The following is a 14,922-nucleotide window of genomic DNA, read 5'->3' as shown; positions in this document are numbered from 1 at the left end:
CGCGGCGTTGTCCGCTCACGCGAACACGATCGTGTGATTACCGTGCCGGATGACTCGATCCTCGGCGTGCCACTGCACGGCCCGGGACAGGACGGCTCGCTCAACGTAGGCCCCTCGCGCCTGCAGGTCCGCGACGGTCATCGCGTGGTCCACACGCGTCACGTCCTGTTCGATGATCGGGCCTTCGTCGAGATCCTTGGTGACGTAGTGGCTGGTTGCACCGATGAGCTTAACGCCGCGTTCGTGCGCCTTCCGATACGGCGCAGCGCCGATGAAGGCCGGCAGGAACGAGTGATGGATGTTGATCACCGGCACGCCGACCGTATCGAGAAAATCCTCGCTGATGATCTGCATGTATCGCGCAAGCACGATGAAGTCGACGTTGCCCGCGACCAGCTCCATGATCCTTGCCTCGGCTTCTGACTTGTCCGGCCCTTGTGAGGGCACATGGAAAAAGGGGATGCCGAAGGAGCGAACATCGCTGGCCACATCCGTGTGATTGGAGATCACCATCGGAACCGTCACCGGCAGCTCGCCGCGCCGGTGACGCCACAGCAGGTCGAGCAGGCAGTGATCGGACCTCGATGCGAGAACTGCCATGCGCTTTGGCCTTGACTGGTCGGTCAGCAGCCACTTCATCCCGTAGGGTTCGAGGCTGGTCGCCAGGTCGGATTCGATGTCCGCGATCGCTGCTTGCAGATCGCTGCGATGGAATACCACCCGCTGGAAGAAGTCGCCGCCTTCCGGGTCTGATGAGTACTGATCGAGTGAGACGATGTTGCCCTTGTTGCGGGTGATGAGCGCCGTGACTGCAGCGACGAGCCCGGCTTGGTCAGGTCCGTGCACGATGAGGCAGGCGTGGTCGCGCAGGCGTGTTGTCGGTGCCATGGGATGTGCTTTCTCGGGCGGCGGTCAGTTGACCGGGTCGTCGGATACAGGTGCGAGCGAGATGTCGAAGGATGTCGAGCTCCAGGTCTCGCGCAGTAGCTTCCCGCGGGGACCCGTACCCGGCTCGTGAACGGTGAAGGGGACGATCAGGGACTCTTTGACGCCGAATACGGTGTCGTGACCGAGCCATTCGTCACCCTCTACGAATATGTGGGTGATCAGCGTGTGGTAGCCGGGTGCGCTCACCATGAAGTGGATGTGAGCCGGGCGCATGGGTGAGCGTCCAGCCGCCGCGAGAAGCTGTCCGACCGGGCCGTCGTGCGGGATCGGGTAGGCAGCGGGTTGCACTGTCCAGTAGTCGAAATGTCCGGCCAGGTCGGTGTGTAGCCGGGCGCGGCCGGCGAGCCGGGCACCCTCGTACTGCACGTCGTAGAAGCCGTCGTCGTCGGCGGCCCACACTTCGACGCGAGCGCCTGCAATGAGATCGCCATTGGTCGAACGCACCGTGCCGCGCACGTGGCAGGGTCGTCCGACCATCCCCTGCCCGATGTCGTCACCGTTCATGATCGTCGGAGCGTCGTCAACGAAGAACGGTCCGAACACGGTCGACTCGGTTGCCTCCGAGTGAGGGGGCGAGTTGACGGCGACCGTCATCATTGAGGCACCCAGCACGTCGGACAGGAGGATAAATTCCTGCCGGTGCTCATCGGTGATGTGACCGGTGCGCGTCAGGAAAGCGATCGCGGTGTCCCATTCGGTCTGGCTTAGGCGAATTTCGCGGATGAAGCCGTGTAGGTGTCGCACGAGCGAGGACATGACCACTCTGAGACGAGTGTTCGGGCTGTTTGCGAAGCTGGCGACCACCCTCTCGGTCAGTTCGGTCTCCCTCGACACATTCACCGGGGACACCTCAGCGTTGTCACTCATCCATGGGGTCCCTTCGCTCGGAGGCGGCCGCGAGAATCTGCATCAGGCCGGCGCGTGTGACTGGCCGCGGGTGGTCGATCGGGAGGCGCCCGGCTATGGCCTCGACGGCGGTGGTGATCTGGTCTGGATTCAGGCCGACGTCGCACAGGCTGCGCGGTGCCTTGGTCTGAACGATCAGCGCATCAAGACCGTCCACCGCATCGACGGCTCCGAGCGCCTCAGCGATCGCTGCAGCAGCTTGCGGAACGCTCGGTGCGGTGAATCGCAGAACCTCCGGCAGGATGACTGTGTGGGTCGCCGCGTGGGGAAGGTCGAACTCACCACCGAGCGCGTGGCAGATCTTGTGGTGGAGACCCGAGCCCGCCTGTGCGAACACCAGCCCAGCAAGGAAGCTGCCGTACTGGAGTTCGTCGAGCGCATCCTGCTCGCCTCTTTGAAGAGCGCGGAGGCCATCGGCGAGGTGCCGTACGCCCTCACTCGCCAGTACCGAACTGACCGGGTTTGCCGCGGTGCCCCAATAGGCCTCGATGCAGTGGGCCATGGCGTTGAACGCCGATGTGACTGCCAAGGCCGGCGGAAGTGAGGTTAGAAGCACCGGGTCGTAGACCACCGCGCGCGGAAGCACTGCCGGATGCCGTCCGGTCTGTTTGCGTCCATCTGTCGTGATACCCCAGGTGTCAGTCATCTCCGATCCAGCGAGCGTCGTCGGCACAGCCACGATAGGAAGACCCGTTTCCAGGGCAATGACCTTGGCCGTACCCGTGCTCGATCCGCCTCCGATGGAGAGGACGAGGTCGGCGTGTGCATACGTCGCGGCCTCGACCGCTTCAGTGGCTGTAGCCGCCGGAACGTGCTCGACGACTCCGGCGAATCGACCAGCTACGCGGTCACCGAATTGCGCGGTCAGACGCTCGACATTGGCGGTCTGTGACGACGAGGCGACGACCAGGATGCGGCGAGCATGGTGGTCGTCGACGGCACGGCGAACGTTGTCAGCGGCGGACTCACGTCCGAAGTAGACCTGGACGGGCAGCGCACGGTAGCTGAAGGCAAGCTTCGTCATCTCAACGCTCTTTCAGCTGTTGCGTCACGCACGAAGGCGGGGGAGCGCCGCTGCGAACGCAGGGCGGTGATGACGGCGGTGAGGTCGCGGCGTTCGAGTCCCTCGACCACCTCTTCAAAGCCACCCGTTGGGGAGATGTTGGCGAAGATCGCCGCGGTGATCGTTCGGCGGTCGATGCCCGGCAACCCAAGTGAACGGTACGCTCGCAGCAGTGACTCGGACCCCGCAAGCCCGACGAATACCTCTGCGCAGTCATGCAAAGCGCTGACTAGGTCCGGGATGCTCTCCGCCGAGCCGCCAGGACCTGCACGACGGATCGGCTGCAGAAGGGCACGCAATGTTGCGACGTCGTTGTCGGTGATGCGGCCGATGATCTGGGCGGCCACGCCGAGTTCGATCACAAGTTTCGCTTGATAAGCGTCGTCGACCACCTCGTCTGGAACGGCGGCCACGCTGTGCACCCCGTCGACCCGTTCGGTGAGTCCTTCCGATTTCAGTGCTGACAGGGCACGCAGGATCGTGCCACGTGATGCGCCGAGATCGCGTGCGAGTTCGTCCGGGTCAAGTACGTGCGCCGAGTCGGTGCGGAGCGCGAGGACCCGTGCGCGAACCGTGTCGAGAACCGAACGGTCGGCTTCGGTCCGAAGGTGTGCGAAGTTGCCGCGGTAGTAGGCCAAGGGGTTACCGTCGACGGTGTCTACACCAACCACGCTGGCGCGAAACTCCCAATGTGATCCGGCGGGGATCGCGTCCACGATGCGGCAGCTGAGTGCCGCGACGCGGCCCGCCAGGACCGGGTTTCCAAGGACATCGTCAGCGAACTTGAGTCCCGCGAACCTGTCTGCATCGCGGGTGGCGAATCGACCAGCGACCGCTGCAGCGTCCTCATCGAGAATGTTGATCGCGAACGTGCGGGTACGCAAGATGGCCAGCGCGGTGCGGGACGTCGACGACAGCGACACCATGACCGTGGCAGGGTCAGAAGCGATCGGGGCAATGGCCGCGACGGTGGCCCCGACCGGCTGCCCGTCATCACGGGAAGTCACGACGGCCACCCCCGAGGTGAAACAATTCATCGCCGTCACGAACTCATGTGGCGCAACCGGTTTCGTCAGTTCACTCGGTGCGGACACGGACTCAGCGGGCGTCATCATGACTCCGCTCGCGCGCCGGCGAAATGTTCCGCGGCGTACATGGCGGCGGTGGGATCGGCAAGTTGGGTGTTGAGGTGACTCCACCATTGACTGAGGTCTCGCCAGATGCGTTCAGTGCGAGTGCCCTGAACGACGGCACTCGAACCGATCGACTTGAAGAGAAAATCGCTGACGGCGTCCCAGAGCAGTCGTGCGGATTCATGTGCGACGAGGGCAACGTGGACGTCCGACGCTCGTGAGTAAGGAGTTGACACCGAGTCAGCGATGGTGCGGTCAAACAACGCTCCCGCGAAGTCCATACTCGCGAGCGAGGCATCGAGTTTCGCCCGAGCTCGTCCGTAGCGCCACTGGAAGAAGGTGTCGTCCACACGCAGGACGAAGGGAGCGTTCACGGTCTTGCGCACCGTCATCTGAGCGTCGTATTCGTCAAACAGAGCGAGGGCCGCGCCGAGGGCGAGCGAATTCAGTTCGAGAGAGAAGAACCCGATACCCGGCGCCCCATACATCGGGTTAGCGTGCAGCGCCCGGCCGGGGGCCTGGGTGGCCGGATCGATCGAGAGTTGACTGACCCCTTCGAGCACAAACTCTTCGGGGATGAAGGCGCGCTCGAACTTCACCGAGTTTGAACCGCTACCCCTTAGCCCGAGGGTGCCTCCCCAATCATCGAGCACTTCGTACGTGCCGCGCGGAGCGATGAAGTTCGAGACGACGCCGGGTCGGTCATCGTGGAAGGCGTGCCCACTGAAATGCGTCGCGTAAGGCACACCGGAGGCGTATCGGTGCACGCCGTCGACCAGAAAGCCGCCGTCGACCCGGGTGAGGGTGCCTGAGGGTGCGCTCGTCATCGGCGCAGCAAAATAATCGCCTGCGAAAAGCTGCCGCTGTGCCTTCTCACTCCAGTAAGAGGCGACTTGCAGATTGTGTCCGGAAGCAAGTGTCAGACACCAGGCGGTCGCCATGTCGGCATACGCAATCTCGCGCATGACCCTCAGAAAGTCAGGGAGAGTGAACTCATAGCCGCCCCAAGTTTTCGGGCGCAGGAGATGGTAGAAACCAGCGTCGAGGAACTGCGCGTGCAGTGCTTCGGAGTGACGAGATTTTCGTTCAGTATCGGGAGCCTCAGCTAGAACCTGCTGGCCGATCGAACGCGCGCGCTCCAGCGCCTCATCGAGGGTGAGAGAGTCAGGGGGCGCCGTTCGCGTCGTCGCGGGTGAGGTCATCTTTCTGCTTCCTTCGGCCGTCGTTGGCGGGGTGCCATGACAGGCTCCCGCGCGGACTAGCCCCAGCCATAGCGTGAGGTCACCCGACCTGCACGTGTCTGACCCTCACCTATACCGCCACGTAAGAACGCCGAACAAGTCCTCGGACGTGACCTCTACACACGACGCATCGAACTTGAACAGATCTGCCATCCAGTGAACCGCCGCGAGTTTGAAAGTGACGAAACTTCGACAACGCGATGTGTGGACCTGGCGGTTGTCTACATCGACGCCGAGCGTGCCGTTTAGGCCGGCGCAGCGGAACCGCTTCCGGTGACAGCGCTGCCGGCGGAGCGGATGCGAAAAGTGACAAAATTGAGAAAAGCGAGCGTGACATCAAACGAGAACGTCTCGGTCTTCCCAGCTCAGCGGCCTGGGATGTGACAAGCTATATGAGAACGGACAGGCGGTTGTCCGTTCTCAAACGTGATGTCACATTCTCAAAATCGATGTCACTCCGATGTCTCAAGTGACACGGATTTGAGAATGTCCAGCAATGCTAACCAACCGTCTCCGGTAGGCCACGCCGACCGATGAATGATGACTGCCGGGGCTCCTTTTTAGGCTGAACACGCTGAGGACTTCGGGCAGCCCGCGACGACGGCATGAGCTGACACTAGGCCGACCGCGCCATAGCATCGAGCGCCTCTTTGGAAGACGGACCCAGCTGCTACAGCTCCGGACGTCGGCATTCGATGGGGGTGCCAGCTGGCCGAACCGCCGCGCCCGCAACGCGCCTCCAGTGTGGGATCAGAAGTTCGGGGTGTCGGCGCCAGCACACGGCCGCAGGGTGGTTGAGTGAGTCTCAGGCGTTGGCGCTCGGCACAGACGGCGCCGCTCCCGCAGTCTGGAAGAGGGTGTAGTCCATGGCGCGAGTTGAATGGACTCGCCATGAAGGCGACGACATCGAAGCCGTCGTTGGCATGTTCATCTGCAGCGACTTCCCCAACGCCGTTCGCGTCCGACCTAGTCAAGGCGACGGTGGCGTCGACATCTTCGTGCCCGGCCCCGAAGGCTTCGCCAAGCACCGCACCGTCTATCAGGTCAAGAAGTACCATGCCAACCTGACCAGCAGCCAGAAACGCAAGATCACCAAGTCGTTCAACAACGTCGTCGACGCCAGCAAGGCGGAAGGCTGGGAGATCATCGAATGGCATCTCGTCATGCCGCTCGACCTCACCGACCACAACCTTGCCAACTGGCTGAAGCAGCTCACCGCAGACGCAAAATTCCCTTGCGAGACACACGGTCTGCTGTACTGCGACACGAAAGCCGCTCAGTATCCGAAGGTCGTCGACTACTACGTGCGCGACGGCAAGGAGCGTCTTCAGGCCGCCGTGGACAACCTCACCGCGATCATCGCCCACCGCGTTAATCGCCGACCCAACGAACCACTCATAGCCACGGACGTCATGTCCGACCTTGCGTCGATCTACAAGGCACTCAACGACCACGACCCGTTCTACCGGTACGAGTTCAGCGTTTCAGACAGCCCGCCCGCGCCCACGCCCGTACCGGAGGACCCCGGTCTCGTCGGCGTGTACGCAATGCAACACGACTCGGTATGGGTCGCGATAAAGATCTTTGCGCTCTCGCTGGAGTCCCTGCGGGAGCGCCCGATAACCGCCCAACTCCAGGTCGCTTTTCCCCGCGGAGACAACGAACTGCAGGAGCAATTTCAGAAGTTCATCGCCTACGGAGCGCCGATGGCGATGCCGCGCGGCACCGTCAGCGGCCTACTCGACCTTCCTGGCGGTCTTGGCGGGGAGCTGCAGGACGCCAGCCTTCAGGTGATTGCAGCCCCCGCAGACGAACAAGCAGACCCAATTGAGCTGATCGTTGCCGTCGTTGAGCCAGACTCCGAGACAGTCATCGCCAGCACGACCATCCAGAGAATCGAACAGTCTGCCGGCCAGGCCGGCATACGTAGTGTCTTCACCGACCAGGCCAATCTCTTCACGTTGGAGATGCTGGTACAAGCAGGCCAGCTTGATGGAACCATGAGTCTTGAAGTTGACTACGACCTCGCTGGCCGCAGACCCGCCGAGCTCATTGACAGCCTGAAAGTCTTGTCTGCGTGGCATAGTCCGAACCGCCTTGCCTTCGCTCTAACCTACGGACCGAGGGACTACGGCATCGTCGCGACTCTCCCCACCGACCGATCCGGTAACTCGGGACACTGGCCAGGGATTTGCGAAGCGCTGGCCCAGATTCAAGATCACGTGCCAGTGCTACTGACGATGCCCGAAGAGATGTCCGCAGACGAGGCGCGGGACATCCTCTTTGCAGCCAAACTCGTTTCAGGCCAAGCTGTCCCAACATCGAAGTCAAGACCCTTCACTGTCTACCACGACGTCCACCCGCCAGAGATCGCGCGGGAATCCGGCCGCACCTATGAATTTCTTGCGATCAACCCCACAACGATTTCGCTGGCAGGCCAGAAGATTGACGTCGGAAAGAACGCGTTGTTCTTCCTCGGCAAGTACCTTGAGATCGAAGAGGGCCACTCCAGGATCGAGCCACTCACCGACGGAGTGAGCGTCAGATACCTCGGCGAACTCGAAGCCACACGAGTGCTCGCCCGATCGCTCAACAACCGCTCGATATCGAGCCAGCCTCTGGCGAGCAGCAAACGCACCTTGCGCCGTAAATCCTATGCCGCGCAATGATCATCGGTGAACGCACAACCGCTCGTAACGCCCAAAGTGGCAGCACCCGGGGCAGATTCACCCCGCATCATGAGAGCGCCACCGTGGCCCCGGCCGCCGTCATCGAGCGCCGCCCGTGCGCTGAGGTCGTGCACCACCGTACCGTTCTAGGATTCGACATCCAGAATGCAAAAACCCGTTCGACAAACCTGATGCAATCACGCGAAAGCGCAGGTCAGGGCATCCTGATATGACACGGAGTTTTGCAACCGACAACGAGGAGATCAGCTCGCCGAACAACATCGTCAGCCCCACCGTCACCCGCGAACGCAACGACCTGACGCCGACGATCCACGGCCTGGGCGCCTATCGCCAGGGGCAGTGCGCACGCCATGGTGCCGTGGTTGAACGAACCGATCAGCCGCCGCTTTCCATTCATCGTCAGATAGCGGGCGGCCCACACCACCGGGGAGCCTACGTCGACGGTGAACACCGCATCGTCGGTGGCCATCCGACTGGCTTCTGCCGCAACATATTCCGGCCGTATGGGGGTGCGATCGCGATCGTTGACCGCGAGTGCGTCCAGCGATGAGCGGGTGTTGCGGTAGTGCCGCAGACAGCGATCGAGGTGGGTGCGGTCACGCTTCTGCTGTAGCAGCGGCTGCAGAGCGCTCAGTGTGTCGGCGACCCTACCGACCAAACCCAGGTCGACCGGGGTTCGGCGGCCCAGATGGCGGCCGCGGATGTCGACCTGGATGACCGTCGCCTTCTCGGGATAGAACTGCTGATACGGAAAGTCGGTACCGAGCATCAGCAGCACGTCGGCCTCGTCGATGGCTTTGTATCCTGACGCGAACCCGAGCAGCCCGGTCATGCCGACGTCGTAGGGGTTGTCGTATTCGATGTACTCCTTGCCGCGCAGCGCGTGCACGATCGGCGCCTGCAGGGTGGCGGCCAGCTGAAGCAGTTCATCATGCGCGCCGGCCACCCCGGCACCACCGAGGATGGTGATGTTGTTGGCGCCGTTGAGGATCGCCGCGGCGGCGGCCAACGACTCGTCGGTGGGCCGGACCACGGATCTGGTGGGCAGCACAGGCCGTAGCCACGGCGACTTGGCCATCTTGGCCAGGAAGATCTCGCCGGGCACCACGACGACGGCGACGCCTCTCTCCTCGATGGCGGCGCGCATCGCCATCTCCAGGATGCGCGGCATCATCTCGGGTGTGCTGACCAGTTCGCAGTACACGCTGCATTCTCCGAACAGGTCCTGTGGATGGGTTTCCTGGAAGTACTCGGAACCGATCTCCGTCCGCGGGATGTGCGCGGCGATCGCGAGCACGGGGACCCGGCTGCGTTGCGCATCGAACAGTCCGTTGATCAGATGTAGATTGCCGGGCCCGCAGCTGCCGACGCAGACGGCGAGCTGATCTGTGAGTGCGGCATCGGCGCCGGCGGCGAACGCCGCGGTCTCCTCATGGCGGACGTGTTCCCAGCTGATGTCGCCAGCTCGGCGAATGGCGTCGGTGAATCCGTTGAGGCTGTCGCCGGGCAAGCCGTAGATGCGGCGGATACCGCTGAGCTTCAATACCGAGATGACGTGATCGGCAACAGTTGCCATGGCGATACCGGCCTTCCTCGACGTGGTCGATGACTCATGGGCGTGCGTGACTACTAAGCGGATGCGGCCATCTGTGCGGTGATGGCGGCTGTCGTGGTGACGTGGTGGGCGAGGTATTGGTAGTTCACCATCGCTGCCTGGTATCCGTCACCCCAGAGCGGGTGCCGGGGTCCGGCTGTGGCGTCGGTGACGACGACGACTTCGAATCCCTGTTCCAGTAGCTCGCGCAGGTGGGATTCAACGCACATGTTCGCCAGCATGCCGCCCAGGATGACCTTGCTCACCCGGCGTTTGCGCAGTTGCAGAACGAGGTCATTGGTCTGGGGTCCGAACACCTTGTGGGGGCTGGCGACGATGGTGCGCCCGTCGTCGATGTAGGGCTTGAACTCCGGAAGCCAGTCGGCGCCCGACTCGCTGAATCCGGTCAGGTCCAATGCACCCGCACGGCTGAAGGTCCGTGATTCGAACTCAGCGGATTCCAAGGGGCCGTTGAATTTCCAGTCGTCATCTGCGGGATAGAAGTAGTGGGGCGAGATTGCGACGTGGAATCCGTGAGTCTTGGCGGCCTCGAAGATGGCGGTCATGTGCTCGACGGTTCCGTTCTCTGTGACGCTGTCTTCGAGCACCGCCCAGTTCTTTCCGCGGGGACTAAGGACATCGATCTGGGGATCGATGAACACAACTGCGGTGTCGTGCTTGGTGATCTGCATATTCGGTTCCTCGGGATCTGATGAGTCGATTCGTCGACGGCACTTTGTCAGGACAGTAGAGGTGGAACGGTCGCGTCCACACTCACCTCGATGAGATGAGGCCGGTCTGCTGCGACACCGCGTGCCAGGACGTCACGCAGAGCGGCGGGATGGGAGACGCGTTCGGCCGTGCATCCGTAGCCGTTGGCGAGCGCAATGAAGTCCAGCCCCGGGAGGTCGAGTCCGGGCACTCCCGGTGTTTCCAGCAGTTCAGCGAAGGACTTCAAGATGTTGTACGCGCCGTTTCGAGCCACGACGAACAGCACGGGGAGTCGCTGTTGGACGGCCGTCCAGATGCCCTGGATGACGTAGTTGGCGGCACCGTCCCCGACGATGCAGATGACCTTGCGGTGGGAGCCCTGCTCACGTTCGGCGAGGGCGACGCCGACCGCGGCGGGAAGTCCGTAGCCGAGGACGCCGCTCGACATCGAGTAGAACGACGCCGGACTAGCTGTAGGGATGATTCGGCGTAGCTGCCCGACTGTTGACATGGATTCTTGAACGATGACGCTGTCGGTTGGCCGCACCTGCTCGATCGTCGTGTACAGCAGGACCGGGGTCAGATGGTCGGGATCGGCGACAGCCTCGGCCTTCGGTGTGACCGCGACTTCGCGGCTGGCTTGGGGAAGCGCTTCGGCGAGAACAGCGCATGCGCGGGCGGGGTCGGCGAGGATCGAGGTGCCCACGGGCGCTCGCGCGGCTTCTGATGGGTCGTCGGTGACGTGGAACAGTGTTGTCGTGTCTGCGACGTATTCGCCGGGAATGTAGGGGTAGTAACGGAACACCGGCGCACCGATGACGACGACGATGTCGTGGTCGGACAATCGCAGTCCCAGTGGACCGATGGCCGGTGGCAGTGACCCCGCGAATTGGGGATGATTCTCGGGGAATCCGGGTCTGCCCTCCAACGGTGCGGCGTAGACCTTGCAACGCAACCGCTCGGCGAGCGCAACGGCGTCGTCCCACCCCCCGACTGATCGACCGCCCCACCGAACACCAGGGCTGGCGCGGTCGCTGAGCGTAGGGCGTCGATGATCGGGGCCAGTGTGACCGGGTCGGCCGCCAACCGTGAACTCACCGTGCGTACCGCTGGAATGCGCGCCACGGCCTTGTCGCAGTCGTCCATGGGGATGGACAGGAACACCGGTCCCGCGGGGGGAAGCACGGCGGCGGCATAGGCGCGGACCAGCGCTGCCGGGACATCCTCGGCACGCGCCGGTTCGTAGGCCCACTTCACGAAGGGCTCGGCGACGACGTGCGGTGCGGAGTTCGTCAAATACGGTTCCAGCAGCAGCATTTCGCGTGTCTGCTGGCCGGCCGTGATGATCAGCGGAGCCCGATTGTAGAAAGCGCTTTCGATGTTGCCGATGGCGTTTCCGAGTCCGGCCGCGGTGTGCAGGTTGACCAAGGCCGGTCGTCCGGTCCGTTGCGCGTAGCCGTCGGCCATTGCCACCGCCGGTGATTCCTGCAGCGTGAGCACGTAGGTGAAATCGTCGGGGAAGTCCTGCAGGAGTGGTTCTTCCGTCGATCCCGGGTTCCCGAACATCGTCGTCAGACGCAGCTGGCGGGCCACTTCGAAGAACGCCTCACGCACCGTGAACATGGTCTCGACTCTCGTTTCTATGCGGTTCGTATCGGGTGGCTGTCGTGGCCGTCATACCGATACCACGTACTTGCGGATAGCGGGCTCGTCCCAGATCAGGCCGGCGCCCGCAAGGTTGGGGGCCGTGACGTGACCGTCAACTGGTAGGGCCGGGTTATCCAGGATCGGATGCGCCCAGTCCACCCACTCCAACCAGTGCGCGGACGGGCTGACCCGCAACAGGTGGGCGGCAAATTCCGGGTAGAGGTGGTTGGAGTATTGGATACCTGCTGCCGCGGCCACTCCGGCTGTTCGAAGCCAACCGGTCACGCCGCCTATCCGCATCAGATCCCCCATTGCGTAATGGACGCCGCCAGCGGCCGCCAGATTCCACAGATCCCTTGGCCCGTAGTGGTTTTCGCCGAGCTGCAGCGGCGTCTTCACATGCCTTGCCAGCTGGGCGTATCCGCTGAGGTTGTCGTAGGCGATCGGTTCCTCGAACCAGTACAAGCCCTGATCGTCGAGTTCGTGGCATCGCCGCACGGCGTCCCCGAATCCCAACGCCTGATTGAAGTCCACCATCAAGTCGAGGTGCGCTTCGGTGGCTCCGCGGACCGCCGAGATGGCGTACAGATCGTCTTCGAGGTGTTCGTTGCCCAGGCGCACCTTGACGGCGGTGAAGCCGCCGTCCGAGAGCAGTTCGGCGGCCTCGGCTTGTAGCGTCGCCGGGTCGTGGCGCCACAGTCCGTTGCTGTTGTAAGCCCGCACGGGCCCGACTGATCCGCCGAGCAGAACGGCCAGCGGCAGACCGGCCTGTTTGGCCAGGGCGTCCCACAGAGCCATGTCCAACGCCGAGGCCGCGATCCGCGACACGCCAGCAGTTCCCACGACGTTGGTTGCCTTGGCGGCGGAGTCGAAGACGTCGATCGGTGACGAGCCGCGAAAGACGACGTTGTCGACCAGGTCGCTGATTTCGGCGACGATTCCACGCACCGCGGACTGCCGGTAGGGCGCGATGTAGCTCGAACCCACGACCCCGTTGGTGGTTTCGATATCGACGAGCACCAGGGGCCATCGATCGAATCGGCCGATGTCGGCGATCACCGGTCTCCCCAGCGGCACGACCACTACGCGCGTCGATACGTGTCCTATGGTCAATCCCGAGTCGGCCATTCCCGAGACGTGGTCTTCCATCTTCGGCCGCCTCTCGATCGTGGGGAGTTGAGGTCTCGACGAAGACCGTTTGGTAGCCGACGTGCGCACGCCTGCGGCCAGGCCGAAACGGTAACTGCGAGACGCCGCTTTCCGTCAAGGCCCGCAAGTTTCCTCACGGAAAGCATTGGAGCGTATGGCGGGGCGAGCAAGCACCGGGGCATACGGCCCCGTCCACTCTGGCGCTCCATAGTTCCCTCGGTGATAGTTGCCGCCCTTGCTTGATACCGCACTTCGGCGATTACGTTGGCGGCGTGGTTGCATGTTGGTCGGCGGAAGGAATGTTGTGCCCAGACCCGTCCGCGTTGGACACATTGGACTGTCGTTTCACGATGCCGCCGCCGAACAGGTCGAATTGGTGCTGCGCTCCCACGGTCACGACGTCGAGCGGACCTCGGCGCCGCACTCGTTGATGTTCGAGGCGTTCGGCAGATCCGAAGTGGACGTGCTCGTCGCGGCGTGGTTGCCGTGGAGTCACGGCCAGTACTTCGCCCCGCTCGCCGATAAGGTGCGCATGCTCAGCGTCCTCTACGAGCCCTACCCGATCTGGGGGGTGCCGGATTACGTTCCTGCGGAAATCGCGTCAATATCGGATCTTCTGCGCCCGCTCGCGCTCGATCGCATGGATCGCCGCATCCAGGGTATGGCGCCCGGGGCCGGTATCAGTGAGATGTCCCCGCGGGCCGTCAGTGAGTACGGGCTTGACGGCGCCGGTTACCACTTCGAGAACGGCACCGAGGATGACTGCATTCAGCGCTTCATCGACGCCGTAGGGGATCAGCAGTGGGTGGTGATGCCGTTCTGGCATCCGCAGGCCCTGCACGCACGTTTCCGGATTCGCCGGCTGCAAGACCCGAAGGTGATCCTCGGAGCGACCGACAACGCCACCTTGCTCGTCTTGCGGGACTCCGAACATCTCATCGGAGAGGCGGCCCTGGCCGATCTCGCTCAGCTGTACATCGGCAACGAGATGCTCGTACGACTCGACGCGGCGATCCGTAAACGCTCGTCCAGCCCGTACACGGACTTCTCGGCATGACAGCGCCCGCGCCCGACGAGCGCACCACTGCAGGCGAACTCGCTCACTCCCTACTGCGGCGTCCCGGCACGCTCTACCAGACATCGACCATCGCCGCCCTGTTGGAAGGCGTCTACGACAGCGACGTCACGATCGCCCAGCTGCTCACCCACGGCGACTTCGGACTGGGCACGTTCAACCACCTCGACGGTGAGATGGTCGTGCTCGACGGCATCTGCTACCACCTGCACTCGGACGGCACCGCGGTCCTCGCCGGTCCCGACGAACGGACGCCGTTCGCCGCGGTGACCTACTTCGCCCCCGAGGTGGTGCTCCCCGTCGAGCAACCCTCCCCCTTCGCGGCGATGCGCAACGTGATCGACGCTGCCATCGGCAGCTCCAACGCGATCGTGGCGATACGCGTCTCCGGCACGTTCAGCGAGGTTCGTACCAGAACGCTGGCCGAACAGCACCGTCCCTACCCACGCCTCGCCGATGCGACCACGGGCCAACAGGAAGCGACCTTTGGCGCGATCTCGGGGAATCTGGTCGGCTATCGCACCCCGGCATTCGAACAAGGCATATCGGTAGCCGGCTACCACCTGCACTTCATCGATGAATCGCGCCAACCGGTGGACACGTCCTGGACTGCCAACTCGAGTCGGGTCGGATCGAACTGGCAGTGGAATGCGACCTGCATCTGAGCCTGCCTCAAACGGCTGAATTCCTCGCCGCCACATCTCATCACGATTCCATGGACGCCGAGATCAGGCGCGTGGAAGGTTCGCTCTCACAGGATTGACG

At 63.2% G+C, this 14,922-nt stretch carries 10 protein-coding genes and 3 pseudogenes; 3 read left to right on the top strand and 10 right to left on the bottom strand.

Annotated features, from left to right (window positions below):
• Positions 1–15: 15 nt before the first annotated feature.
• The 5 genes from purU to AC4ELH_RS13120 all read right to left on the bottom strand — a co-directional run bounded on the left by purU (position 16) and on the right by AC4ELH_RS13120 (position 5,252).
• On the bottom strand, positions 16–888 hold the full coding sequence (gene purU, locus AC4ELH_RS13140; RefSeq protein ID WP_055119114.1) for a formyltetrahydrofolate deformylase: 873 nt from the start codon (positions 886–888) through the stop codon (positions 16–18).
• Between the two features lie 24 nt (positions 889–912).
• Positions 913–1,815: a dioxygenase family protein gene (locus AC4ELH_RS13135; RefSeq protein WP_088305573.1), complete on the bottom strand. Its 903-nt coding sequence runs from the start codon at positions 1,813–1,815 to the stop codon at positions 913–915.
• Positions 1,808–2,878, bottom strand: a complete 1,071-nt coding sequence (locus AC4ELH_RS13130; RefSeq protein WP_055119118.1) for a maleylacetate reductase — start codon at positions 2,876–2,878, stop codon at positions 1,808–1,810. Before AC4ELH_RS13130 ends, AC4ELH_RS13135 begins: the two co-directional genes overlap by 8 nt.
• Positions 2,875–3,954, bottom strand: coding sequence for a flavin reductase (locus tag AC4ELH_RS13125; protein ID WP_264010437.1), 1,080 nt, complete (start codon positions 3,952–3,954; stop codon positions 2,875–2,877). The genes AC4ELH_RS13130 and AC4ELH_RS13125 overlap by 4 nt, the downstream gene beginning before the upstream one ends.
• 74 nt (positions 3,955–4,028) lie before the next feature.
• Positions 4,029–5,252, bottom strand: coding sequence for an acyl-CoA dehydrogenase family protein (locus AC4ELH_RS13120; protein WP_055119122.1), 1,224 nt, complete (start codon positions 5,250–5,252; stop codon positions 4,029–4,031).
• Positions 5,253–6,157: 905 nt separating this feature from the next.
• Between AC4ELH_RS13120 and AC4ELH_RS13115 the strand changes: the two genes are divergently transcribed.
• Complete coding sequence (locus tag AC4ELH_RS13115; RefSeq protein ID WP_133058795.1) at positions 6,158–7,960, top strand: hypothetical protein; 1,803 nt, start codon at positions 6,158–6,160, stop codon at positions 7,958–7,960.
• A 258-nt stretch (positions 7,961–8,218) separates the two neighbouring features.
• Here the strand turns inward: AC4ELH_RS13115 and AC4ELH_RS13110 are convergent.
• From AC4ELH_RS13110 to AC4ELH_RS13090, 5 genes and pseudogenes are all read right to left on the bottom strand, one after another.
• Positions 8,219–9,557, bottom strand: a pseudogene (locus tag AC4ELH_RS13110) (thiamine pyrophosphate-binding protein); the annotation flags it as partial.
• Positions 9,558–9,610: 53 nt separating this feature from the next.
• The gene (locus tag AC4ELH_RS13105) at positions 9,611–10,267 is read right to left on the bottom strand and encodes a cysteine hydrolase family protein (RefSeq protein WP_498884812.1); all 657 of its coding nucleotides are present in this window, start codon (positions 10,265–10,267) and stop codon (positions 9,611–9,613) included.
• A gap of 47 nt (positions 10,268–10,314) precedes the next feature.
• Positions 10,315–11,538, bottom strand: coding sequence for a thiamine pyrophosphate-dependent enzyme (locus AC4ELH_RS13100; protein WP_498884810.1), 1,224 nt, complete (start codon positions 11,536–11,538; stop codon positions 10,315–10,317).
• Positions 11,539–11,660: 122 nt separating this feature from the next.
• Positions 11,661–11,852: pseudogene (locus tag AC4ELH_RS13095) on the bottom strand (thiamine pyrophosphate-binding protein); the annotation flags it as partial.
• A gap of 108 nt (positions 11,853–11,960) precedes the next feature.
• The gene (locus AC4ELH_RS13090) at positions 11,961–13,010 is read right to left on the bottom strand and encodes an enolase C-terminal domain-like protein (RefSeq protein WP_498884809.1); all 1,050 of its coding nucleotides are present in this window, start codon (positions 13,008–13,010) and stop codon (positions 11,961–11,963) included.
• 376 nt (positions 13,011–13,386) lie between these two features.
• Here AC4ELH_RS13090 and AC4ELH_RS13085 point away from each other — a divergent pair, with 376 nt between their 5' ends.
• A complete protein-coding gene (locus AC4ELH_RS13085; protein ID WP_498884807.1) occupies positions 13,387–14,139 on the top strand; it encodes a glycine betaine ABC transporter substrate-binding protein in 753 nt (250 codons plus the stop codon).
• Positions 14,136–14,920 (top strand): annotated as a pseudogene (gene budA / locus AC4ELH_RS13080) (acetolactate decarboxylase). Before AC4ELH_RS13085 ends, budA begins: the two are co-directional and overlap by 4 nt.
• Positions 14,921–14,922: the final 2 nt, after the last annotated feature.

The sequence above is a fragment of the Mycobacterium shunyiense genome (assembly GCF_058270075.1).
This window is presented reverse-complemented; position numbering and strand designations above follow the sequence as displayed.